Source organism: Streptomyces sp. NBC_01298 (assembly GCF_035978755.1).
Lineage (GTDB): Bacteria > Actinomycetota > Actinomycetes > Streptomycetales > Streptomycetaceae > Streptomyces.
Genome location: NZ_CP108414.1, coordinates 3,432,170 through 3,454,337, shown reverse-complemented (window position 1 = coordinate 3,454,337; position 22,168 = coordinate 3,432,170). Strand labels below are relative to the sequence as shown.

Annotated in this window: 17 protein-coding genes; all 17 read left to right on the top strand. The window is 69.6% G+C overall.

What is annotated here, in order from left to right; genetic code table 11:
- Window positions 1-34 precede the first annotated feature (34 nt).
- Window positions 35-2,413 (top strand): ABC transporter family substrate-binding protein, encoded by a 2,379-nt coding sequence (locus tag OG730_RS15370; RefSeq protein WP_327304775.1) that lies wholly within the window; start codon window positions 35-37, stop codon window positions 2,411-2,413.
- A 344-nt stretch (window positions 2,414-2,757) separates the two neighbouring features.
- Window positions 2,758-4,662, top strand: a complete 1,905-nt coding sequence (typA, locus tag OG730_RS15365; RefSeq protein ID WP_327304774.1) for a translational GTPase TypA — start codon at window positions 2,758-2,760, stop codon at window positions 4,660-4,662.
- Window positions 4,663-5,102: 440 nt separating this feature from the next.
- Window positions 5,103-6,740: a peptide ABC transporter substrate-binding protein gene (locus tag OG730_RS15360; RefSeq protein WP_327304773.1), complete on the top strand. Its 1,638-nt coding sequence runs from the start codon at window positions 5,103-5,105 to the stop codon at window positions 6,738-6,740.
- 175 nt (window positions 6,741-6,915) lie between these two features.
- Entirely contained in the window at window positions 6,916-7,848 is a 933-nt protein-coding gene (locus OG730_RS15355; RefSeq protein WP_327309274.1) for an ABC transporter permease, read from the top strand.
- Window positions 7,841-8,788 carry an ABC transporter permease gene (locus OG730_RS15350; protein WP_327304772.1) on the top strand — a complete coding sequence of 316 codons (948 nt, stop codon included), beginning with the start codon at window positions 7,841-7,843 and terminating at the stop codon, window positions 8,786-8,788. Before OG730_RS15355 ends, OG730_RS15350 begins: the two co-directional genes overlap by 8 nt.
- A gap of 20 nt (window positions 8,789-8,808) precedes the next feature.
- A complete protein-coding gene (locus tag OG730_RS15345) occupies window positions 8,809-9,855 on the top strand; it encodes an ABC transporter ATP-binding protein (protein WP_442815194.1) in 1,047 nt (348 codons plus the stop codon).
- Complete coding sequence (locus OG730_RS15340; protein ID WP_327304770.1) at window positions 9,848-10,897, top strand: ABC transporter ATP-binding protein; 1,050 nt, start codon at window positions 9,848-9,850, stop codon at window positions 10,895-10,897. The genes OG730_RS15345 and OG730_RS15340 overlap by 8 nt, the downstream gene beginning before the upstream one ends.
- A 147-nt stretch (window positions 10,898-11,044) precedes the next feature.
- Window positions 11,045-11,986, top strand: coding sequence for a GNAT family N-acetyltransferase (locus tag OG730_RS15335; protein ID WP_327304769.1), 942 nt, complete (start codon window positions 11,045-11,047; stop codon window positions 11,984-11,986).
- 108 nt (window positions 11,987-12,094) lie between these two features.
- On the top strand, window positions 12,095-13,723 hold the full coding sequence (locus OG730_RS15330; protein WP_327304768.1) for a peptide ABC transporter substrate-binding protein: 1,629 nt from the start codon (window positions 12,095-12,097) through the stop codon (window positions 13,721-13,723).
- A 30-nt stretch (window positions 13,724-13,753) separates the two neighbouring features.
- Window positions 13,754-14,677, top strand: coding sequence for an ABC transporter permease (locus OG730_RS15325; RefSeq protein ID WP_327304767.1), 924 nt, complete (start codon window positions 13,754-13,756; stop codon window positions 14,675-14,677).
- Window positions 14,670-15,686, top strand: a complete 1,017-nt coding sequence (locus tag OG730_RS15320) for an ABC transporter permease (RefSeq protein WP_442814927.1) — start codon at window positions 14,670-14,672, stop codon at window positions 15,684-15,686. The genes OG730_RS15325 and OG730_RS15320 overlap by 8 nt, the downstream gene beginning before the upstream one ends.
- Window positions 15,687-15,698: 12 nt before the next feature.
- Complete coding sequence (locus OG730_RS15315) at window positions 15,699-16,673, top strand: ABC transporter ATP-binding protein (RefSeq protein WP_327304766.1); 975 nt, start codon at window positions 15,699-15,701, stop codon at window positions 16,671-16,673.
- A complete protein-coding gene (locus OG730_RS15310; RefSeq protein WP_327304765.1) occupies window positions 16,666-17,778 on the top strand; it encodes an ABC transporter ATP-binding protein in 1,113 nt (370 codons plus the stop codon). Before OG730_RS15315 ends, OG730_RS15310 begins: the two co-directional genes overlap by 8 nt.
- A 357-nt stretch (window positions 17,779-18,135) precedes the next feature.
- Window positions 18,136-18,330 carry a hypothetical protein gene (locus OG730_RS15305; protein ID WP_250741735.1) on the top strand — a complete coding sequence of 65 codons (195 nt, stop codon included), beginning with the start codon at window positions 18,136-18,138 and terminating at the stop codon, window positions 18,328-18,330.
- Window positions 18,331-18,381: 51 nt separating this feature from the next.
- Window positions 18,382-19,290 carry an N-acetyl-1-D-myo-inositol-2-amino-2-deoxy-alpha-D-glucopyranoside deacetylase gene (mshB, locus tag OG730_RS15300; protein WP_327304764.1) on the top strand — a complete coding sequence of 303 codons (909 nt, stop codon included), beginning with the start codon at window positions 18,382-18,384 and terminating at the stop codon, window positions 19,288-19,290.
- Window positions 19,287-19,679, top strand: a complete 393-nt coding sequence (locus OG730_RS15295) for a DUF6113 family protein (protein ID WP_327304763.1) — start codon at window positions 19,287-19,289, stop codon at window positions 19,677-19,679. Before mshB ends, OG730_RS15295 begins: the two co-directional genes overlap by 4 nt.
- Before the next feature lie 237 nt (window positions 19,680-19,916).
- Window positions 19,917-21,974: a hypothetical protein gene (locus OG730_RS15290; protein ID WP_442814926.1), complete on the top strand. Its 2,058-nt coding sequence runs from the start codon at window positions 19,917-19,919 to the stop codon at window positions 21,972-21,974.
- Window positions 21,975-22,168: the final 194 nt, after the last annotated feature.

The following is a 22,168-nucleotide window of genomic DNA, read 5'->3' as shown; positions in this document are numbered from 1 at the left end:
GCTCCCCCCACGCCCCGTCCCGGAGGTACCACCCATGTCCCAGAGAAGGCGCAGGTCCTTGGCGCTCCTGACCTCGGGAGTTCTTGCACTGCCGCTGCTCGCGGGCTGCGGCGCGGGTGAAGACGAGGGCGGCCCGGCCGCCGCCGGGCAGGACATCGCGGCCACCACCCGCGACAAGGTCAAGGACGGCGGGGTGCTGCGGTGGGCGGTGGACTCCATGCCGGGCACCCTCAACGCCTTCCAGGCCGACGCGGACACCACCACCAACCGGATCGCCGGGGCGGTCCTGCCCCAGCTGTTCGTGCTGGACGGCAAGGGGCGGCCGGTGGCCAACCCCGACTACCTGGAGAAGGCCGAGGTCGTCGAGCGGGAGCCCAAGCAGGTCGTCCTGTACAAGCTCAACCAGCAGGCGGTCTGGAGCGACGGCCGCGAGATCGGCGCCGCCGACTTCGTCTCCCAGTGGCGGGCGCTGAACGGCAAGGACTCCGCGTACTGGACGGCGCGCAACGCCGGGTACGACCGGATCGAGAAGATCGAGCGCGGCAAGACGGATCTGGAGGTCAAGGTCACCTTCGTCCGGCCGTACGCCGACTGGCGCTCCCTCTTCAGCCCCCTTTACCCCAAGCAGGTCACCGGCACCCCGGAGAGCTTCAACGAGGGGGCCCGGGGCGCCCTGAAGGTCACCGCGGGGCCCTTCGGGCTGGGCGCCATCGACAAGAAGACGGGCACGGCCTCGCTGACCCGCAACCCGCGCTGGTGGGGCAGCCCCGCCAAGCTCGACACCCTCGTCCTCACCGCGGTGCCCCGCTCCGAACGCCCCGCCGCGCTGGCCGCCGGCAAGCTCGACCTCGCGGAGATCGACCGCACCGGGGCCGACCGGATCGCCCTGGCCCGCCGCGACGCCGCCAAGGCCGACGGGGCCCACGGCCCGGCCGCCTCCGTGACGGCCGCGCAGGCCACCCTCTCGTGGGCGCTGGCCTTCGGCCTGGACGAGGACAAGGCCAAGGAGGCCCAGGCCACCCGCCAGAAGCACGCGGAGTCGGTGAAGCGGTACGCCGAGGAGCAGGGCGCCCTGCGCGGCTTCACCGTCCGCAAGTCCCTGGAGCCCGCCTACACGCAGCTCGCCATGAACGGGGCGAGCGGCCCCCTCGCGGACGAGCGGGTGCGCCGCGCCGTGGCCCGTGCCCTGGACCGCCAGGCGCTCGCCGACATCGTGCTCAAGCCGCTCGGCCTGCCCGCGAAGCCGGTGGGCAGCCACCTCGCCCTGGCCGGGCAGCAGGCGTACGCCGACAACAGCGACGCCCTCGGCGGCCAGGACCCCCAGGCCTCGCAGGCCCTGCTCGCGGACGCCGGCTGGCGCCGCGGCGGCAAGATCACCGAGCCGGCCGGCGCGAAGGCGGGTTCGGAGGCCTCCAAGGAGACGGACGACTCCAAGACCCCCTCCGTCCCGGCCGCGGGCCCGGGCACCGGGAACGACGGCCTCTACATCGTCGGCCAGGACGACGGACGCAACGGCGACGGGCAGCCGGACGGGCTGCCCGAGGGGCAGCCCGACGGGCAGCCCGACGGGGAGATCGTCGACGCCGACGCCTTCGCGGCGGACGGGCAGAGCGGACAGAACCACCCCTCCCCGGTGCTCGCCCCGGCCCCCTTCGCCGACCTCCAGGAGCAGCACCTGCGCGCCCAGGCCGAGGCCCAGGCCCAGGCCAACGCCGCCAACGCCGTGGACGACGGCAAGCGCAGCCCGGCCCTCGACGCCGAGACCGCGGCCGAACCGGCGGACCCGGCCAAGGCCAGCCCCGCCCCGGCCCCCGCCAAGCAGGCCGTGCGCACCTCCGGGAACACGCTCGCCAAGGACGGCAAGCCCCTCGCCCTGCGCTTCGTCCTGCCGGCCGGCCCCGGCTCGGAGGCGCTGCGCACGGTCGGCGAGCGGATCGCGCAGGTGCTCCAGAAGGTCGGCGTGCAGACCGAGCTGGTCAAGGTGGCCGACGAGAGCTTCTTCAAGGACCACATCGCCTCGGGCCAGTACGACCTGGCGCTCTACTCGTGGCCCGCGACCGCCTACCCGGCGACCGACGCCCGGCCCATCTTCGCCAAGCCGGAGCCGGCCGCCGACGGCTCGCTCCTGGTCGAACAGAACTACACCCGGGTCGGCACCGACCACATCGACCAGCTCTTCGACCAGGCGCTCGGCGAGCTGGACGAGGCGGCCTCCCGCGACCTGATGCGCAAGGCCGACGCCCGGATCTGGGCCACGGCCGGGTCCATCCCGCTCTACCAGCGCCCCGAGCTGGTGGCCGTGAAGCCGGGTCTCACCAACGCGGGCGCCTTCGGCCTCGGAGCTCCGCGCTACCAGGACATCGGCTGGAAGAAGCCGGCGCAGGCGGCCAAGGACAAAAACGCGAAGAACTAGGGCGGGAAGCAACGCGAAGAAGTGATGACGAACGGGTGCATCCGGGGTTGATTCGAAGGTCTCAAGCTCAGATGTGACTCAAGTCCCTTGCCCGCCGGATCACCCGGCGGGCAAGGTCGTACGTACCCGTTGACCCGCGTGTTTACAGGTTCCACCTACTGCCGAGTCCCCCCACCCAGGACCCGGCCGTGCTCAGTCGTCCGGCCTCTTGACAGACCCCCCGGCAGGCGGTTCCCGCCAGCCGACGTACGATGGGGTAAGGCCGTGGCAGGTTTTCCGCCCGGTCGAGGCGCGCGTGCCGGACCGTACGCGTCGCCATCCACGATCCCGGGAGAAGCGCCGAAGTGCCCACGCGCCACGACATCCGTAACGTCGCCATCGTCGCCCACGTCGACCATGGCAAGACGACCATCGTCGATGCCATGCTCAAGCAGGCCGGTGCCTTCGCCGCCCACCAGCACCTCGACGACCGCATGATGGACTCGAACGACCTGGAGCGTGAGAAGGGCATCACGATCCTCGCCAAGAACACGGCGGTGAAGTACCACCCCAAGGACGGCGGGGCGCCCATCACGATCAACATCATCGACACCCCCGGCCACGCCGACTTCGGTGGTGAGGTCGAGCGCGGTCTGTCCATGGTGGACGCGGTCGTCCTGCTGGTGGACGCCTCCGAGGGTCCCCTGCCCCAGACCCGCTTCGTCCTGCGCAAGGCCCTGCAGGCGAAGATGCCGGTCATCCTCTGCATCAACAAGACGGACCGCCCGGACTCCCGGATCGACGAGGTCGTCAACGAGACGTACGACCTCTTCCTCGACCTGGACGCCGACGAGGACCAGATCGAATTCCCGATCGTCTACGCCTGTGGCCGTGACGGCGTGGCCTCGCTGACCAAGCCGGAGGACGGCACCGTCCCCGCGGACAGCGACAGCCTGGAGCCCTTCTTCTCCACCATCCTGGCCCACGTCCCGGCCCCGGTGTACGACGACGAGGCGCCCCTCCAGGCCCACGTCACCAACCTGGACGCGGACAACTTCCTCGGCCGCATCGCGCTGGTGCGCGTCGAGCAGGGCGAGCTCCGCAAGGGTCAGACCGTCGCGTGGATCAAGCGTGACGGCACCATCTCCAACGTCCGCATCACCGAGCTGATGATGACCGAGGCGCTCACCCGCAAGCCGGCCGAGGTGGCGGGCCCGGGTGACATCTGCGCGGTCGCCGGTTTCCCCGACATCATGATCGGCGAGACCCTGGCCGACCCGGAGAACCCGATCGCGCTCCCGCTGATCTCGGTCGACGAGCCGGCGATCTCCATGACCATCGGTACGAACACCTCCCCGATGGTCGGCCGCGGCGGCAGCGGCAAGGGCGCGGACGCCAAGTCCGCGGTCAAGGACCGCAAGGTCACCGCCCGTCAGGTCAAGGACCGTCTGGACCGCGAGCTGGTCGGTAACGTCTCGCTCCGCGTCCTCGACACCGAGCGTCCCGACGCCTGGGAGGTCCAGGGCCGTGGTGAGCTCGCGCTCGCCATCCTGGTCGAGCAGATGCGCCGCGAGGGCTTCGAGCTGACCATCGGCAAGCCGCAGGTGGTCACCCAGGTCATCGACGGCAAGGTGCACGAGCCGGTCGAGCGCATGACCGTCGACGTCCCCGAGGAGCACATGGGCGCGGTCACGCAGCTCATGGGCGTCCGCAAGGGCCGCATGGACAACATGTCGAACCACGGCTCCGGCTGGGTCCGCATGGAGTTCGTCGTCCCGTCCCGCGGCCTCATCGGCTTCCGTACCGAGTTCCTGACCGGTACGCGCGGCACGGGCATCGCCCACTCGATCCACGAGGGCCTCGAGCCGTGGTTCGGCCCGCTGGTGACCCGTAACAACGGTTCGCTGGTCGCCGACCGCTCCGGTTCGGTCACGCCGTTCGCGATGATCAACCTGCAGGAGCGCGGCGTCCTGTTCACCGAGCCCGGCACCGAGGTGTACGAGGGCATGATCGTCGGCGAGAACTCCCGCGCCGACGACATGGACGTGAACATCACCAAGGAGAAGAAGCTCACCAACATGCGTGCGGCTTCGGCGGACAACACCGAGAACGTGGTGCCCCCGCGCAGGCTCTCCCTGGAGCAGTCCCTGGAGTTCTGCCGCGACGACGAATGCGTCGAGGTGACCCCGGAGGCCGTCCGCATCCGCAAGGTCGTCCTGGACCAGAAGGACCGCTCGCGCACCGCTTCGCGCGCCAAGTCCGGCAAGTAGTCGCCTGGGACCTAGGTCACACTTGGGTCCTGCCCGGCGTCGACTCAAGTGAACAGCCCCCTCCGTCACGTTCACCGTGACGGAGGGGGCTGTTCGCTTTTGTCAAGCGGATTATTTCGGTCCGGTGTCCGCATACCGACCGTGACACTCCGGAAGAAGAGCTAACAGTCCGTTTCGTTCATGTCTGTCTCCTATCCGTTTGTCCGGATTTCGGGTTTTAGCCGTAGTGCGATGTTGTGAAAACGAGACCACTTAAGTGTGGTTTACGGTCAGGACGTCCTCGAGGATGGCTCCATTGAGCTCGGGTCAATGGGTCACACGCTGTGGGGAGCGTCGACTCACGAGCACACTCGGGACACCGGTCCTATCGCCGTCAGGGGTGTCGGCGAAACACACCTGTGTCCTTCACATCAGACAGTGGACTCATGAGGAGGAAACCCATGCGCGGTGCCAAGAGCGCCAAGTGGGTAGCGGGCGCGATTGTCGTCGCCCTGGCAGCGACTGCCTGTGGCGGCGGAGATGGCGACAACGCCGGCGCCAAGGGTGAGGTTGACCCGAACGGCATCTACTCGATCGAGGTCGGCGAGCCGGAGAAGCTTCTCCAGCCGGCCGACACGATGGAGTCCAACGGCTCGATCGCGATGTCGGGCCTGTTCGCCCAGCTCGTCGACTACGACGCTGACGGCAAGATCGTCAACGTCAACGCCGAGTCGGTCACGAGCACGGACAGCAAGCTGTGGACCGTCAAGCTGAAGCCGGGCTGGACCTTCCACGACGGCACCAAGGTGACCGCCGAGTCCTACGTCAAGGCGTGGAACTGGGCCGCGAACATCAACAACAAGCAGGGCAACGCGTCCTGGTTCGCCGACATCAAGGGCTTCGAAGCCCTGCACCCCGAGGCGGAGGGCGCCAAGCCCACCGGTGACGCCCTCGAGGGTCTGAAGATCGTCGACGAGAACACCTTCACCATCGAGCTCGCCAACGCGGTGCCGTACTTCGCGTACAAGCTCGGCTACGAGGTCTTCTCCCCGCTGCCCGCCTCGTTCTACGCGGACCCCGCGGCCGCCGGTGAGAAGCCGGTCGGCAACGGCCCGTACAAGTTCAAGTCGTGGGAGCACAAGAAGCAGATCGAGCTCACGCGCTTCGACGACTACAAGGGCGCGGACAAGGCGAAGAACGGCGGTGTGATTCTCAAGAACTACACCACCCTCGAAACCGCCTACGAGGACCTGAAGTCGGGCAACGTCGACGTCCTGCGTCAGATCAGCCCGAAGGACCTCCCGGTCTACCGTGCCGACCTCGGTGACCGCGCCGTGGACCAGGCGTACTCCGCCGTCCAGACGCTGGCCATCGCGTACTACGCCGACCAGTGGAAGACCCCGAAGAAGGTCGACCCGAAGGTCATCCAGGGCCTGTCGATGGCGATCGACCGCGACACCATCACCAAGACCGTGCTCCAGGGCACCCGCGAGCCGGCGACCGGCTGGGTCGCCAAGGGCGTCCTCGGCTACACGCCGACCGGCTCCGGTGACGTCACCAAGTTCGACCCGGCGAAGGCCAAGGCCCTCATCGCCGAGGGCGGCGGCGTCCCGAACAACGAGATCTTCATCCAGTTCAACTCGGATGGCGGTCACAAGGAATGGGTCGAGGCCGTCTGCGGCAGCATCACCCAGGCCACCGGCGTCAAGTGCACCGGTGACGCCAAGCCGGACTTCCAGGCCGACCTCCAGGCCCGCAAGTCCAAGCAGGTCAAGTCGATCTACCGCTCCGGCTGGGTCCTCGACTACCCGGTGAACGCCAACTTCATCAGCGACCTGTTCCGTACGGGCGCCGGCGGCAACCAGGGTGGCTTCAGCAGCCCCGAGCTCGACGCCAAGATCGCCGCGGCCGACAGCGCCGCGACGCTCGACGAGTCCGTGAAGGCCTACCAGGCCATCGAGAAGGAACTCGTCAACTACATGCCTTCCATCCCGCTCTGGTACTACAAGGTCAACGCGGGCTACTCCGAGAAGGTCCAGAACGTGAAGTACGCCCAGGACGGCGACCCGATCCTCGACCAGGTCGAGGTCAAGAAGTAAGTCCTACCGCGTAATTCCTTTCGACGGATGTGGGCCGGCGGGGAGCCGGCCCACATCCGGGCCTAACATGCAGCGCCCGGGGGGCCCTTTCGCGACGCAGTGACGGAAACGTCACGCGCGTGCGTGGCGAAAGGGCCCATCCGGCTGCGCCTGCCGCATCTTCTACGGAGGCATGATGGGGCGCTATGTCGCACGACGACTGCTCCAGATGATCCCGGTCTTCTTCGGGACGACCCTGCTCATCTTTTTGATGGTCTACAGCCTGCCCGGCGACCCCGTGGCCGGACTCTTCGGAGACAAGGGTGTAGACCCCGCCACGCTGGCGAAGCTCAGGCACGAACACGGCCTGGACCTGCCGATGTACCAGCAGTACTGGAACTACATATCGAACATCCTGTTCCACTTCGACTTCGGTACGCAGATCCGAAGTGGCCGTGAGATCACCGAAGTACTCGGCGACGCGTTCCCGGTCACCGGCCGGATCGCCCTGCTCGCGTTCACCATCGAGATCGTGCTCGGCCTCAGCCTCGGCATCGCCGCCGGCCTCAAGGCCGGCAAGTTCGTGGACAACCTCGTGCTGATCCTGACGCTGCTGGTCATCTCGGTCCCGGTGTTCGTCCTCGGCTACGTCATCAAGACGGTGTTCGCCTTCGAGCTCAACTGGATCAAGCCCAACGTCAGCAACTACCCGACGTGGGGCGAACTGATGGCGCCGGCCGTCGTGCTGGGCTCGCTGTCCCTCGCCTACGTGGCCCGCCTGACCCGCACGTCGATCGCGGAGAACCTGCGCGCCGACTACGTGCGTACGGCCGTGGCCAAGGGTCTCCCGAAGCGTCGCGTCATCGGTGTTCACCTGATGCGCAACTCGCTGATCCCCGTGGCGACCTACCTCGGTACCGACATCGGCGCCCTCATGGGCGGCGCCGTCGTCACCGAGCGGATCTTCAACGTCAAGGGTGTCGGTGGTCTGATCTACGACTCCCTCGCCCGGCGTGAAGGCGCGACCCTCGTCGGTGTCGTCACCATCCTGGTCGTGGTCTATCTGATCGCCAGCCTGCTCGTCGACCTCCTCTACGCGGTCCTGGACCCGAGGATCCGGTATGCCTGATATGACCAAGACCGAAACCGCGACGACCGAGCAGGCTTCGGCGCCCGTCGCCCCCGTGGAAGCGCAGAAGCCCGAGAAGGCCCGCAGCCTGTGGGGGGACGCATGGTCCGACCTGCGGCGTAACCCCTACTTCCTCGTCTCCTCGGTGCTGATCTTCTTCCTGCTGCTGATCGCCGTCTTCCCGAGCCTGTTCACCAGTGCCGACCCCACCAAGGGCGACCTGGTGAACCACTTCCTCCAGAAGCCCCAGCTCAGCAAGGTCGGCTCGCCCGACTGGCTCGGCTGGGACGGCCAGGGCCGCAGCGTCTACGCGCGTCTGATCTACGGCACCCGCGCCTCGCTGATCGTCGCCGTCTGCGTCACCGCGCTCGTCACCCTCGTCGGCGGTCTGACGGGCATGATCTCCGGCTACTTCGGCGGTCTGACGGACGCGATCATCTCGCGGCTCACCGACGTCTTCTTCGGCGTCCCCTTCCTGCTCGGCTCGATGGTCGTCCTCCAGGCGTTCACCGAACGCACCGTGTGGACCGTCGTCTTCGCCCTGGCCTTCCTGGGCTGGACGCAGATCACCCGCGTCATGCGCGGCGCGGTCATCACCGTCAAGCAGGCCGACTACGTCCACGCCGCCAAGGCCCTGGGCGCCGGTACCCCCCGGATCATGCTCCGGCACATCCTGCCGAACGCCATGGCACCGGTGATCGTCGTAGCCACGATCGCGCTGGGCGGGTACATCGCCACTGAGGCGACCCTGTCCTACCTGGGTCTGGGCCTCGCGTCGCCGGCCATCTCGTGGGGCGTGGACATCTCCGCCGGTTCCGATCAGATCCGCGTCGCCCAGCACATCCTGATCTATCCGTCGATCATGCTCAGCATCACCGTCCTCGCCTTCATCATGCTCGGCGAAGCGGTCCGCAACGCCCTCGACCCCAAGCTGCGCTGAGGAGGGCGTAAGTGATCACCATGGACAACACCTCCAGCCTCCCCTCCCCGCGTGACGGGGCCCCGCAGACGCCGCTCCTCGAAGTGCGCGACCTGCACGTCGAGTTCCACACCCGCGACGGTGTGGCCAAGGCAGTCAACGGCGTCAACTACTCCGTGAGCGCCGGCGAGACCCTCGCCGTCCTCGGCGAGTCCGGCTCCGGCAAGTCCGTGACGGCCCAGGCCATCATGGGCATCCTCGACATGCCCCCCGGCAAGATCCCGCAGGGCGAGATCCTCTTCCGCGGCCAGGACATGCTCAAGATGAGCTTCGAGGAGCGGCGTCAGCTGCGCGGCCGGAAGATCGCCATGATCTTCCAGGACGCCCTGTCCTCCCTGAACCCGGTGCTCACCGTCGGCTACCAGCTGGGCGAGATGTTCCGCGTCCACGAGGGCATGTCGAAGAAGGACGCCCGGCTCAAGGCCATCGAGCTGATGGAGAAGGTCAAGATCCCGGCGGCGAAGCAGCGGGTCGACGACTACCCGCACCACTTCTCCGGCGGTATGCGCCAGCGCATCATGATCGCCATGGCGATCGCGCTGGAGCCCGACCTGATCATCGCGGACGAGCCGACCACCGCTCTGGACGTCACCGTCCAGGCCCAGGTCATGGACCTGCTCGCCGAGCTCCAGCGCGAGCTGAACATGGGCCTGATCCTGATCACCCACGACCTCGGCGTGGTCGCCGACGTCGCGGACAAGATCGCCGTCATGTACGCCGGCCGGATCGTCGAGACCGCTCCGGTCCACGAGATCTACAAGCGCCCGGCGCACCCGTACACCCGGGGCCTGCTGGACTCGATCCCGCGCCTGGACCAGAAGGGCCAGGAGCTCTTCGCGATCAAGGGCCTGCCGCCGAACCTGCTGCGCCTGCCCACCGGCTGCTCGTTCAGCCCGCGCTGCCCCGCGGCGCAGGACATCTGCCGGTCCGAGATCCCCGCCCTGCAGCCCGTCAGCGAGCAGGACGGCAGCGAGCTGGCCGGCCGTCAGAGCGCCTGCCACTTCTGGAAGGAGCAGCTCCATGGCTGAGCTCACCAACGCCCCCGCACGGGAGCCGATCCTCCAGGTCCGCAACCTGGTCAAGCACTTCCCGCTGACCCAGGGAATCCTGTTCAAGAAGCAGGTCGGCGCGGTCAAGGCGGTCGACGGGATCTCCTTCGACCTGTACCAGGGTGAGACCCTGGGCATCGTCGGCGAGTCCGGCTGTGGCAAGTCCACCGTCGCCAAGCTGCTGATGAACCTGGAACGCGCCACCGCCGGCGAGGTCTTCTACAAGGGCCAGGACATCACCAAGCTGTCCGGCCGCGCCCTGAAGGCCGTCCGCCGCAACATCCAGATGGTGTTCCAGGACCCGTACACCTCGCTGAACCCGCGCATGACGGTCGGCGACATCATCGGCGAGACCTACGACATCCACCCCGAGGTGGCCCCCAAGGGCGACCGGCGCCGCAAGGTGCAGGAACTCCTCGACGTCGTCGGCCTCAACCCGGAGTACATCAACCGGTACCCGCACCAGTTCTCCGGCGGCCAGCGCCAGCGCATCGGCATCGCCCGCGGCCTCGCGCTCAACCCGGAGATCATCATCTGCGACGAGCCGGTCTCCGCGCTCGACGTATCGGTGCAGGCCCAGGTCATCAACCTGATGGAGAAGCTGCAGGAGGAGTTCAACCTCTCCTACATCTTCATCGCGCACGACCTGTCGATCGTCCGGCACATCTCGGACCGCGTCGGTGTCATGTACCTCGGCAAGATGGCCGAGATCGGCACCGACGAGCAGATCTACGAGCACCCGACCCACCCGTACACCCAGGCGCTGCTCTCCGCGGTGCCGGTGCCGGACCCGGCCGCCCGCGAGGGCCGCGAGCGGATCATCCTCACCGGTGACGTCCCCTCGCCGGCCAACCCGCCGTCGGGCTGCCGCTTCCGCACCCGCTGCTGGAAGGCCGAGGAGAAGTGCTCCGTCGAGGAGCCGCTGCTCGCCATCCCGGAGCGCTTCAAGGGCTCCAAGTCGCTGGCCGCGCACGAGTCGGCCTGCCACTTCGCGGAGGAGAAGGCCGTCCTGGCCGTCTGACCTCCCGACAGGGGTACCCACGGGCGCCCGTCACCGGATCCTTTCCGGCGGCGGGCGCCTCCGCGTCGGCGCACCCCGGCGTTCGCGCGCCGTGCGCCCCCGGCCCGCTGACGGAGCCCCGACGGCCCGCATGGTCTGATGGCCCGCATGCTCACCGTACGGCCCGCCGGGCCCTCCGACGCCGGGGACATCTGCGGGCTCCTCAACACCATCGACCGCATCGAGATCGGCCGCCCGGAAACCGACCTGGGCGCGGTGGAGGCCGATCTGCACCACCCCGACGTGGACCTGGAGGCGGACTCCTTCCTCGCCTTCGAGAGCGGCCGTCTCCTCGGCTACGCCCTGGTGTGGGCCGACTCCGGCCCCGGCCGGGCCGACTGCCACTTCAGGGTCCTGCCGGGGCGCAGCGCGGCCGCCGTCCGGCTGCTGGAGCGGGTGGAGGCCAGGGCCCGCGAACTCACCGCCGGAGCCCCGCACGCCTACCTGTGGCTCGCGCCCAGCGGGGGTCGCACCCTCGACCCCGACCTGCTGCCCGGCCGCGGCTACCGCACGGTGCGCAGCTTCCGGGTGCTGACCCGCGCGCTCGGCTCCGCCGACACGCCCCCGGAGCCGCCCGCAGGGCTCGTCCTTCGCCCCTGCGACGGCGACGAGAGCGAGCGCCGGCGCGCCCACGCACTGATCGAGGAGACCTTCGCGGAGCACTTCGGGCACGTGGAGCGCCCGTACGAGCCCTGGCTGGACCAGATCGACGGCCGCGGCCTGGACTGGTCGCTGGTGTGGATCGCGAGCCTGCCCGTACTGGGCGACGTAGGGGTACTGCTCACCCGCGACGACCGCACCAGCATGGGCTGGCTCAGCCACCTCGGCGTACGGGCGCAGGCCCGCGGCCGGGGCGTCGGAGCCTTCCTGCTGCGCCACTGCTTCGCCGCCTACGCCGCTCGCGGCCGCGCGACACTGGGCCTGGAGGTGGACTCGGCCAACGCGAGCGGAGCGCTGCGGCTGTACGAGGCGCACGGCATGAGCACGCACCACACGGTGGACACCTGGGAGCTGACGCTTCGACGGTCCGCTTTGCACTCGCAGGGGTGACAGGCGGGCGGCGCGAGGGTGCAATCGGTCCAACCAGGAGTGTGCGAGACCCCACATAGGGTGACATTGGGCCCTAAGTGAGTCTTGGGATCCATGAGGAGGCACTCCATGCGCGGAGCCACCCACGCCAAGTGGGCCGCATGTGCGGCGGCCGTCGCCCTCGCGGCGACCGCCTGCGGCGGCGGAAGCGACAGCGGCGGGGGCGGCGCGGACGGCATCGTCAGCTCCTCGTGGGGAGACCCGCAGAACCCGCTGGAGCCCGCCAACACCAACGAGGTCCAGGGCGGCAAGGTCCTCGACATGATCTTCCGGGGGCTCAAGCGGTACGACCCCGAGACCGGTGAGGCGAAGAACTTCCTCGCCGAGAAGATCGAGACCACCGACAGCCAGAACTTCACGATCACGCTGAAGGACGGCTGGAAGTTCAGCAACGACGAGCCCGTCACCGCGCAGTCCTTCGTGGACGCCTGGAACTACGGCGCGGACGTCACCAAGAAGCAGAACAACTCGCCCTTCTTCTCCGACATCGTCGGCTACGCGGACGTCCACCCCGAGAAGGGCGACCCCAAGTCCAAGACCATGTCAGGCCTGGTCGTCAAGGACCCCAAGACCTTCACGGTCGCCCTCAAGGAGAAGTTCTCCACCTGGCCCGAGACCCTCGGCTACCAGGCGTTCTCGCCCCTGCCCAAGGCCTTCTTCACGGACCACGACGCCTGGCTGAAGAAGCCCGTCGGCAACGGCCCGTACACGGTGGACTCGTACACCAAGGGCACCGGCATGAAGCTGCGCAAGTGGGACGCCTACACGGGTGAGGACAAGGCGGTCAACGGCGGAGTGGACCTGAAGGTCTACACCGACAACAACACCGCCTACACCGACCTGATCTCGGGCAACCTCGACCTGGTCGACGACGTCCCGGCGCAGCAGCTGAAGAACGTCGCGAACGACCTCGGCGACCGCTACATCAACCAGCCGGCCCTCATCATCCAGACCCTCACCTTCCCGCTATACGACCCGCAGTGGAGCAAGGAGGGCATGGACAAGGTCCGCCGGGGCATCTCGATGGCGATCAACCGCGACGAGATCACCAAGCAGATCTTCCGCGAGACCCGCACCCCGGCCAAGGACTGGACCTCCCCGGCCCTCGGCGACAAGGGCGGTTTCTCCGCCACCGCCTGCGGCGAGGCCTGCTCCTTCAACCCCACCGAGGCCAAGAAGCTCATCCAGGAGGCCGGCGGCCTGCCCGGCGGCAAGGTCTCGCTGACCTCCAACGTGGACACCGGCTCGCACCGCGAGTGGATGGACGCCGTCTGCAACAGCATCAACAACGCCCTCGGCGAGGGCCCGGTCTGCACGGTCAACCCGATCGGCACCTTCGCCGACTTCCGCAACCAGCAGAGCAGCTTCAAGCTGACCGGCCCGTTCCGCTCCGGCTGGCAGGCCGACTACCCCCTGATCCAGAACTTCCTGGAGCCGCTCTACTACACCGGCGCGTCCTCCAACTACGGGAAGTTCAGCAACCCGGAATTCGACAAGCTCGTCGACGCGGCGAACCGCGAGAGCGACGCCGCCAAGGCGACCGGCCTCTTCAAGGACGCCGAGAAGATCCTCGCCGAGCAGATGCCGTCGATCCCGCTCTGGTACCAGAACGGCAGCGCGGGCTACGGGGAGCGCGTCTCGGACGTGAAGCTCAACCAGTTCAGCGTCCCGGTGTACGACCAGATCAAGGTCAGCTGACCCGCCAACGGATCGAACCTGGAGCAGTCCATGGGACGTTATGTGATCCGGCGACTGCTCCAGATGATCCCCGTGTTCATCGGCAGCACGTTCCTGATCTTCTTCATGGTGTACGCGCTCGGTGACCCGGTCGCCGCCCTCTTCGGCGACAAGGCCCCCGACCCCGCCACCGCCGCGCGCATCCGCAAGGACCTCTACCTCGACCAGCCCCTGTGGAAGCAGTACCTGCACTACATGGGGCAGATCTTCCAGGGCGACTTCGGCACCGCCTTCAACGGCCAGAAGGTCACCGAACTCATGGCCTCGGCCTTCCCGGTGACCCTGCGCCTGACCATCGTCGCGATCGCCATCGAGATCGTCGTCGGCATCACCCTCGGCGTGATCAGCGGCCTCAAGCGCGGCAAGTCCATCGACAGCGGCGTGCTGGTGCTCACCCTCGTCGTCATCTCGGTGCCCACCTTCGTGACCGGCTACCTCCTCCAGTTCGTCTTCGGCGTCAAATGGGGCTGGGTGCGCCCCACCGTCTCCCCGGACGCCCCCTTCAGCGAACTGATCCTGCCCGGCATCGTGCTCGCGCTGGTCTCCCTCGCCTACGTCACCCGGCTGACCCGGACCTCCATCGCCGAGAACGTCAAGGCCGACTACGTCCGCACCGCCGTGGCCAAGGGCCTGCCCCGCCGCCGGGTCATCACCCGTCACCTGCTGCGCAACTCGCTGATCCCCGTGGTCACCTTCATCGGCACCGACATCGGCGCCCTGATGGGCGGAGCGATCGTCACCGAGCGGATCTTCAACATCCACGGGGTCGGCTACCAGCTCTACCAGGGCATCCTGCGCAACAACTCCCCGACGGTGGTCGGCTTCGTGACCATCCTCGTGATCGTCTTCCTGCTGGCGAACCTGCTCGTCGACCTGCTCTACGCGGTCCTGGACCCGAGGATCCGTTATGCCTGAGCCCGATCCCGAGCGCGCCGCCTACGATCCGCTGGGACCCGGCCCCCACGAGTCCATCGCCCCCACCGGCCAGGGGGGCGCCATGGATCTCGCCCTGGAGGAGGGGGAGTCCCTGGAGAAGGAGCTCGGGGGAGGCCCCGCGGGCCCCACGGGACCCCAGGAGAAGCCCCGCTCCCTGTGGTCCGACGCCTGGCACCAGCTGCGCCGCAACCCCGTCTTCCTCGTCTCCACGCTGCTGATCCTCTTCCTCGTGGTCATCTCCATCTGGCCCCAGCTCATCGCGAGCGGCGACCCGCTCCAGTGCGACCTGTCCAAATCGCAGCAGGGCTCCTCGCCGGGCCACCCCTTCGGGTACGACACCCAGGGCTGCGACGTGTACACCCGTACCGTCTACGGGGCCCGCGCCTCCATCACCGTCGGCATCTGCGCCACCCTCGGCGCGGCCCTCCTCGGCTCCGCGCTCGGCGGGCTCGCCGGATTCTTCGGGGGCTGGGGCGACGCGCTGCTCTCCCGGGTCGCCGACATCTTCTTCGGCATCCCGGTGGTCCTCGGCGGCCTGGTCTTCCTGTCCGTGGTCACCAGCACCACCGTCTGGCCCGTCGTCGGCTTCATCGTGCTGCTCGGCTGGCCCCAGCTGGCCCGCATCGCCCGCGGCTCGGTCATCACCGCCAAACAGAACGACTACGTCCAGGCCGCTCGGGCGCTCGGCGCCGGCAACGGCCGGATGCTGCTGCGGCACGTGGCGCCCAACGCCATCGCGCCCGTCATCGTCGTCGCCACCATCGCGCTCGGCACCTACATCGCCCTGGAAGCCACCCTGTCCTTCCTCGGCGTCGGCCTGCGGCCGCCCACGGTCTCCTGGGGCATCGACATCTCCAACGCCGCCTCCCAGATCCGCAACGCCCCGCACATGCTGCTCTACCCGGCGGGCGCGCTCAGCATCACCGTGCTCGCGTTCATCATGCTCGGCGACGCGGTGCGCGACGCCCTCGACCCCAAGCTGCGCTGAGGAGCCCCGCACATGCTGCTCGAAGTGCGCGATCTGCACGTGGAATTCAAGACGCGGGACGGCGTCGCCAAGGCCGTCAACGGGGTCAACTACTCCGTGGCCGAGGGCGAGACCCTCGCCGTTCTCGGCGAGTCCGGCTCCGGCAAGTCGGTCACCGCCCAGGCCGTCATGGGCATCCTCGACATGCCGCCGGGCCGCATCGCGGGCGGCGAGATCCTCTTCAAGGGCAAAGACCTGCTGAAGATGAAGGAGGAGGAGCGCAGGAAGGTCCGCGGCAACGAGATGGCCATGATCTTCCAGGACGCCCTGTCCTCCCTCAACCCGGTCCTGAGCGTCGGCGCGCAGCTCGGCGAGATGTACGAGGTCCACCGCGGGATGTCCCGCAAGGACGCCCGGAACAAGGCCGTCGAGCTGATGGACCGGGTGAAGATCCCGGCGGCCCGGGAGCGGGTGGGGGACTACCCGCACCAGTTCTCCGGCGGCATGCGCCAGCGCATCATGATCGCGATGGCGATGGCCCTGGAACCCTCGCTCATCATCGCGGACGAGCCGACCACCGCCCTGGACGTCACCGTCCAGGCCCAGGTCATGGACCTGCTCGCCGAGCTCCAGCGCGAGCTCAACATGGGCCTGATCCTGATCACCCACGACCTCGGCGTGGTCGCCGACGTGGCCGACAAGATCGCCGTCATGTACGCCGGCCGGATCGTCGAGGCCGCGCCGGTCCACGAGATCTACCGGAATCCCGCCCACCCCTACACCCGGGGCCTGCTGGACTCCATCCCGCGCCTGGACCAGAAGGGCCAGGAGCTGTACGCCATCAAGGGCCTGCCGCCCAACCTGCTCGCCATCCCGCCCGGTTGCGCCTTCAACCCGCGCTGCCCGATGGCCCGGGCCGTCTGCCGCACCGACGTACCGCCGCTGGCCGAGGTCGGACCCGACCGCGCCAGTGCGTGCTTCTTCTGGAAGGAGTGCCTCGGTGGCTGAGTCCATCCTCGTGGTGGAGGACCTGGTCAAGCACTACCCGCTGACCCAGGGCATCCTCTTCAAGAAGCAGGTCGGCGCCGTCAAGGCCGTCGACGGGGTCTCCTTCGACCTGCGGGCCGGCGAAACCCTCGGCATCGTCGGGGAGTCGGGCTGCGGCAAGTCCACCGTCGCCAAGATGCTGGTCAACCTGGAACGCCCGACGGCTGGCTCGATCACGTACAAGGGCGAGGACCTCGCCAAGCTGTCCGCCAAGGGCCTCAAGGCCGCGCGCCGCAACATCCAGATGGTGTTCCAGGACCCGTACACCTCGCTGAACCCGCGCATGACGGTCGGCGACATCATCGGCGAGCCGTACGAGATCCACCCCGAGGTGGCCCCCAAGGGCGACCGGCGCCGCAAGGTCCAGGAACTCCTGGACGTGGTCGGCCTGAACCCGGAGTACATCAACCGGTACCCGCACCAGTTCTCCGGCGGCCAGCGCCAGCGCATCGGCATCGCCCGCGGCCTCGCGCTCCAGCCCGAGATCATCGTCGCCGACGAGCCCGTCTCCGCCCTCGACGTCTCCGTCCAGGCCCAGGTGGTCAACCTCCTGGAGCGCCTCCAGGACGAGTTCAACCTCTCCTACGTGTTCATCGCGCACGACCTCTCGATCGTCCGGCACATCTCCGACCGGGTCGGCGTCATGTACCTGGGCCGGATCGTCGAGATCGGCACCGACACCCAGATCTACGACCACCCCACCCACCCGTACACCCAGGCACTGCTCTCCGCGGTCCCGGTCCCCGACCCGGAGGCGCGCGCGGGCCGCGAGCGGATCATCCTCTCCGGCGACGTGCCCTCCCCGGCGAATCCGCCCTCGGGCTGCCGCTTCCGCACCCGCTGCTGGAAGGCCGAGGCGCGCTGCGCTTCGGAGGTCCCGCTCCTGGAGATCCCGGCCTTCCTCCCGGGCGGCCCGACGGCCCACCCCTCGGCGTGCCATTTCGCATCCGAGCGGGTCGTCATGCCGCCTTCGGGGCCGTCCTCGGAGCCGCCTTCGGGGCCGGCTTCGGAACCGCCTTCGGGGCCGGCTTCGGAACCGCCTTCGGGGCCGCTGACCAAGGAGTGAGCCAAGGGCCCCCGGGACCGCTCATTTCTCGCCACAGCTGTGAACGGCACTCCGCTTTCCGGCAACTCGGTTTACATGCAGGCAACTTGACCGTTTCTGTCCCGAGATCTGGGCCGGGCAGCCTGGATTCGTGCGGCCGTGCGGGTGCCGACAGCCGGCCGGGGAGGCTCACAGCTTCCCCGGCCGGCACTTCTGTGACCCCGGGCGTGCGCGGCGTGCGCCCCTCGTGCTGCCGGAATCGATCGATGTGGCGGTACGGATAGTTATGATCCGTAGCGCACGGTGGGTATGACTCTGCCGAGCACCGAGTTGCGAGTACGCGAACCCGATGTCCGCTCGACGTGGAGGTGAAACGCCGTGGCACTATCGATCTCGGCCGTGGTGCTGCTGGCAGTCGTCGTCTTCCTGCTGGTCCGGCGTTCGGGCCTGAAGGCGGGTCACGCAGTGGTCTGTGTACTGCTCGGCTTCTATCTGGCGAGCTCGACCGTGGCTCCGACGCTCTCCCAGCTGACCAACAACGTGGCGAGCATGATCAGCGGCCTCAAGTTCTAGCGGGGTCCCGGTTCGGGGGACGGGGCCGCCGTTTCTCGTAGGGTGACCCCCATGAACGGTCTTCCCGCCCGTCGGCTCCTGCTCGTGCACGCGCACCCGGACGACGAGTCGATCAACAACGGCGTCACCATGGCCAAGTACGCGGCCGAGGGCGTCCATGTCGCGTTGGTGACCTGCACCCTCGGCGAGGAGGGTGAGGTCATCCCGCCCGGCCTCGCCCACCTGACGGCCGACCGCGACGACACCCTCGGCGCCCACCGCGTCGGCGAACTCGCCGAGGCCATGAAGGAACTGGGCGTCACCGACCACCGCTTCCTCGGCGGCCCCGGCCGCTTCCGGGACTCCGGGATGATGGGCGCCGAACAGAACCGCCGTCCCGGCGCCTTCTGGTCGGCCGACGTGGACGAGGCGGCGGGGTACCTCGTGGAGGTGATCCGCGAACTGCGCCCCCAGGTCCTCGTCACCTACGACCCGGACGGCGGGTACGGCCACCCCGACCACATCCAGGCCCACCGCGTGGCCACCCGCGCCGCCGAACTGGCCGCGGAGCCCACGTACCGCCGGGACCTCGGGGCGGCGCACGCCATCCAGAAGCTCTACTGGAACCGCGTACCGCGCACGGTCGTCGAGGAGGGCTTCGCCCGGCTGCGCGAGGCCGGGAGCGAGGTGCCCTTCCCGGCGCCCGCGGCGCCGGACGACGTGCCGGGCGTGGTGGCCGACGAGCGGATCACCGCCGAGATCGGCGGGGACGAGGCCGCCGAGCAGGCGTTCGTGGCCGCGAAGACGGCGGCGATGCGCGCCCACGCCACCCAGATCGCGGTGGACGGGCCCTTCTTCGCGCTCTCCAACGACCTCGCGCAGCCGCTGTTCACCCACGAGTACTACGAGTTGGCCGCCGGCCGGCCCGGCGTCCCGGCGGGCGAGCGCGAGCGCGACCTCTTCGCGGGGGTGCGGGCGTGACCGGGTCGGCGGCCATCGGGAACGGGGCGCGGATCGCCGTCCTGCTGGGCCTGTTGGCGGCCGGGGTGCTCACCGGCGTGGCCGGCTGGCTCGTGGCCGACCTGTGGTTCCACGGCGGACTGGCGCTCGCACTCCTCGCGCTCTTCGGCCTGTTCCTCGGCGCCCGGCTCGCACTGGGCACCGGCATCGGCGTGGGAGCGGCCACGGTCGGCTGGTTCCTCTCCTACGTGCTCCTCGGTGTGCCCCGGCCGGAGGGGGACTTCCTGCTTGGTTCGTCCGGAATCGGCATGTACGTCTACCTTTTGGGTGGAGTCGTACTCGCTGTGATGTGCGCCACGATGAACCTCCCCGGGGACCGGCCGCTTTCGGCCGCCGGGAAGGCCAAGTGACGCGGCGTCGGCCCCGCCCGACGCCTTGACGAGCGGCTCGGCCGGTGCGTGCGCGCGCCCCCGGCAACCGGGCGACAGGTGCTCAGGAGGGGTACGGAGGGGGCGCGCAGGAGCTCAAGGGGAACCCTTCGTTCCCGGCGGCCGGGTGCACGCGGGCGGTGGCCAGTATGGTGGACCGGCCGCCGAGCTGCCCGCGCACGCTATGACGGGCGGCGGAGCCGATCGGGAGAACCTGCCTTGAGCCGTGAAACTGACAGTCCGCCCGCCGGGCCCAACGGGCGCGGCGAAGCCGCCCACCCCTCAGGTGGGCCGCCGTACGGATCAGGCCAGTATCCGACCACGACAGTGCCCCCCGGTCCGGGTCCGGGCACGGCGACCATCCCGGAGGAGAGTTCAGTGACCGCACCGCCCGCGAAGCCGTCCACACCCGATTCCGACGGGCCGAAGACGGAGACCCAGCTGACGACCCGGATCCGGATCAACATCCCGGGTTCGCGGCCGATTCCGCCCGTGGTCGTACGCCAGACCATGCCCGAAGCCGAGGCGCCCGCGCCCGAGCCCGCACCCGCCCCGCCGGCCGCCCCCGAACCGAGTGCGGGCGAGGAGACGGCCAGCAACTGGTTCGCTCCGCGCAAGGCGGCCCCCGCGCCCGCCCCCGCGCCCGCCCCGCAGCAGGCTCCGGCCCCGGCGCGCGGCCCGGCTCCGGCCCAGCCCGGCGGCCCGCGCTTCGACGGTCCCGCGCAGCAGGGCTTCGCCCAGGGCCCGGCCGGTCCGCGCCCCGGCGCGCCGATGGGCCCCGGTCCGGGCGCGCCCATGGGCCCCCGCCCGGGCGGTCCCGGTCCCGCTCCGGCCCAGCCCGGCGGCCCGCGCTTCGACGGTCCCGCGCAGCAGGGCTTCGCCCAGGGCCCGGCCGGTCCGCGCCCCGGCGCGCCGATGGGCCCCGGCCCCGGCGGCCCCGGCGTCGGCACAGGGCCGGGCGCCGGTTACCCCGCGCCGCCCGCCGGACCCGGTGGTCCCCGTACGGGTGCGCAGGGCCCCGGCCCCGGTCCCGGTCCCGCCGGGCCGCCGCCCGGCGCCGGAGCCGCGTACGGCCCCGGCTCCGGTCCCGTCGCCCAGGCCCTGGGCACCCCCGTGCCGCCGGCTCCCGCCTGGCCCGGCACCGGCCCGGGCCGCGTCCCGGACGGGCCGACGGGCGGGCCCGCGCTGGGCTCCGTACCCGGGGGAGGGGCGCAGGAGCCGAGCTGGCCCGGCCCCGAGCTGGACTCCACCGGACAGCTTCCGCACGTGCCCGCGCCGGCGCCCGCGAACAAGGCCAGGCCGCAGGCTCCCGCGCCCGCCCCGGCGCGGCCCGCCAAGAAGGGCCGCAACAAGCTGGTCCTCGTCGGCGGAGCCCTCTTCGGGCTGATCGGCGTGGCCTACGGAGCCGGGCTGCTCCTGAACCACTCCGACGTCCCCAAGGGCACCACCGTGCTCGGCGTCGAGATCAGCGGCACCCGCGACGAGGCCGTCGCCAAGCTCCAGACGTCCTTCGGCAACCGCGCCGCGGCCCCGCTCAAGCTCACCGTCGGCGGCAAGCAGGTCGAGCTGAAGCCGGAGAAGGCCGGCCTGAGCCTGGACAGCCAGACCACCGTCCGCAACGCGGCGGGCAGCGACTACAACCCCGTCACGGTCATCGGCTCCCTGTTCGGCAGCGTGCGCGAGGCCGAGGCCGTCATGCCCACCGACGAGGAGAAGCTGCGGGTGGCCCTCCAGGAGCTGGCCGGCACCGCCGGTTCCGTGGCCGAGGGCACCATCACCTTCGACACGGGCAAGGCCGTCGCCGTACCCGGCAAGGCCGGTTCCACGCTCGATGTGGACGGCTCCGTCACCATGGTGACCAAGGCCTTCCACGACATGGTCGAGAGCGGCAAGTCCGACCCCGTCGTCCTCCCGGTCGCCACCAAGGACCCGGTCGTCGACAAGGCCGAACTGGACCGGGCCATGAAGGAGTTCGCCCAGCCCGCGATGTCGGCCCCGGTCCTCGTCAAGGCCGGCGGCAAGTCCATCCCGCTCGGCGCCAAGTCCCTGCCGAAGATCCTGAGCATGCAGGCCGTGGACGGCCACCTCGTCGAGAAGTACGACCTGGAAGCCCTCAAGACGGCCTACGGGAACACCTTCGACGGAGTCCTCATCATGCGCGGCACCGGCCAGAAGACCGCCGTCACCCCGCAGGACGTCGTCGGAGTCCTGGGCAAGGCCCTCCGCGGCAAAACCACCGCCGAACGCACCGCGGTCATCGAAACCAACCCGAGCTGACCCACAGCAGCCCGCACCCCGGAGCCCCTCCCCGAACCTGGGGGAGGGGCTCCGGCATATCCAGCCTCGCCGGCGTTTGAGGCGCGGGGTCTGGGGCGGAGCCCCAGAGGGGTCCGGGCGCAGCCCGGGACCCTTTCCCCTCCCAGCCCGTCCGGCGTTTGAGGACCGGGGTCCGGGCAGCGCCCGGGGAACGG

Coding starts and splice junctions, on each gene's coding strand:
- OG730_RS15370 (WP_327304775.1), top strand. CDS start 35: ATGTCCCAGAGAAGGCGCAGGTCCTTGGCGCTCCTGACCTCGGGAGTT.
- OG730_RS15360 (WP_327304773.1), top strand. CDS start 5,103: ATGCGCGGTGCCAAGAGCGCCAAGTGGGTAGCGGGCGCGATTGTCGTC.
- OG730_RS15355 (WP_327309274.1), top strand. CDS start 6,916: ATGGGGCGCTATGTCGCACGACGACTGCTCCAGATGATCCCGGTCTTC.
- OG730_RS15350 (WP_327304772.1), top strand. CDS start 7,841: ATGCCTGATATGACCAAGACCGAAACCGCGACGACCGAGCAGGCTTCG.
- OG730_RS15345 (WP_442815194.1), top strand. CDS start 8,809: ATGGACAACACCTCCAGCCTCCCCTCCCCGCGTGACGGGGCCCCGCAG.
- OG730_RS15340 (WP_327304770.1), top strand. CDS start 9,848: ATGGCTGAGCTCACCAACGCCCCCGCACGGGAGCCGATCCTCCAGGTC.
- OG730_RS15335 (WP_327304769.1), top strand. CDS start 11,045: ATGCTCACCGTACGGCCCGCCGGGCCCTCCGACGCCGGGGACATCTGC.
- OG730_RS15330 (WP_327304768.1), top strand. CDS start 12,095: ATGCGCGGAGCCACCCACGCCAAGTGGGCCGCATGTGCGGCGGCCGTC.
- OG730_RS15325 (WP_327304767.1), top strand. CDS start 13,754: ATGGGACGTTATGTGATCCGGCGACTGCTCCAGATGATCCCCGTGTTC.
- OG730_RS15320 (WP_442814927.1), top strand. CDS start 14,670: ATGCCTGAGCCCGATCCCGAGCGCGCCGCCTACGATCCGCTGGGACCC.
- OG730_RS15315 (WP_327304766.1), top strand. CDS start 15,699: ATGCTGCTCGAAGTGCGCGATCTGCACGTGGAATTCAAGACGCGGGAC.
- mshB (WP_327304764.1), top strand. CDS start 18,382: ATGAACGGTCTTCCCGCCCGTCGGCTCCTGCTCGTGCACGCGCACCCG.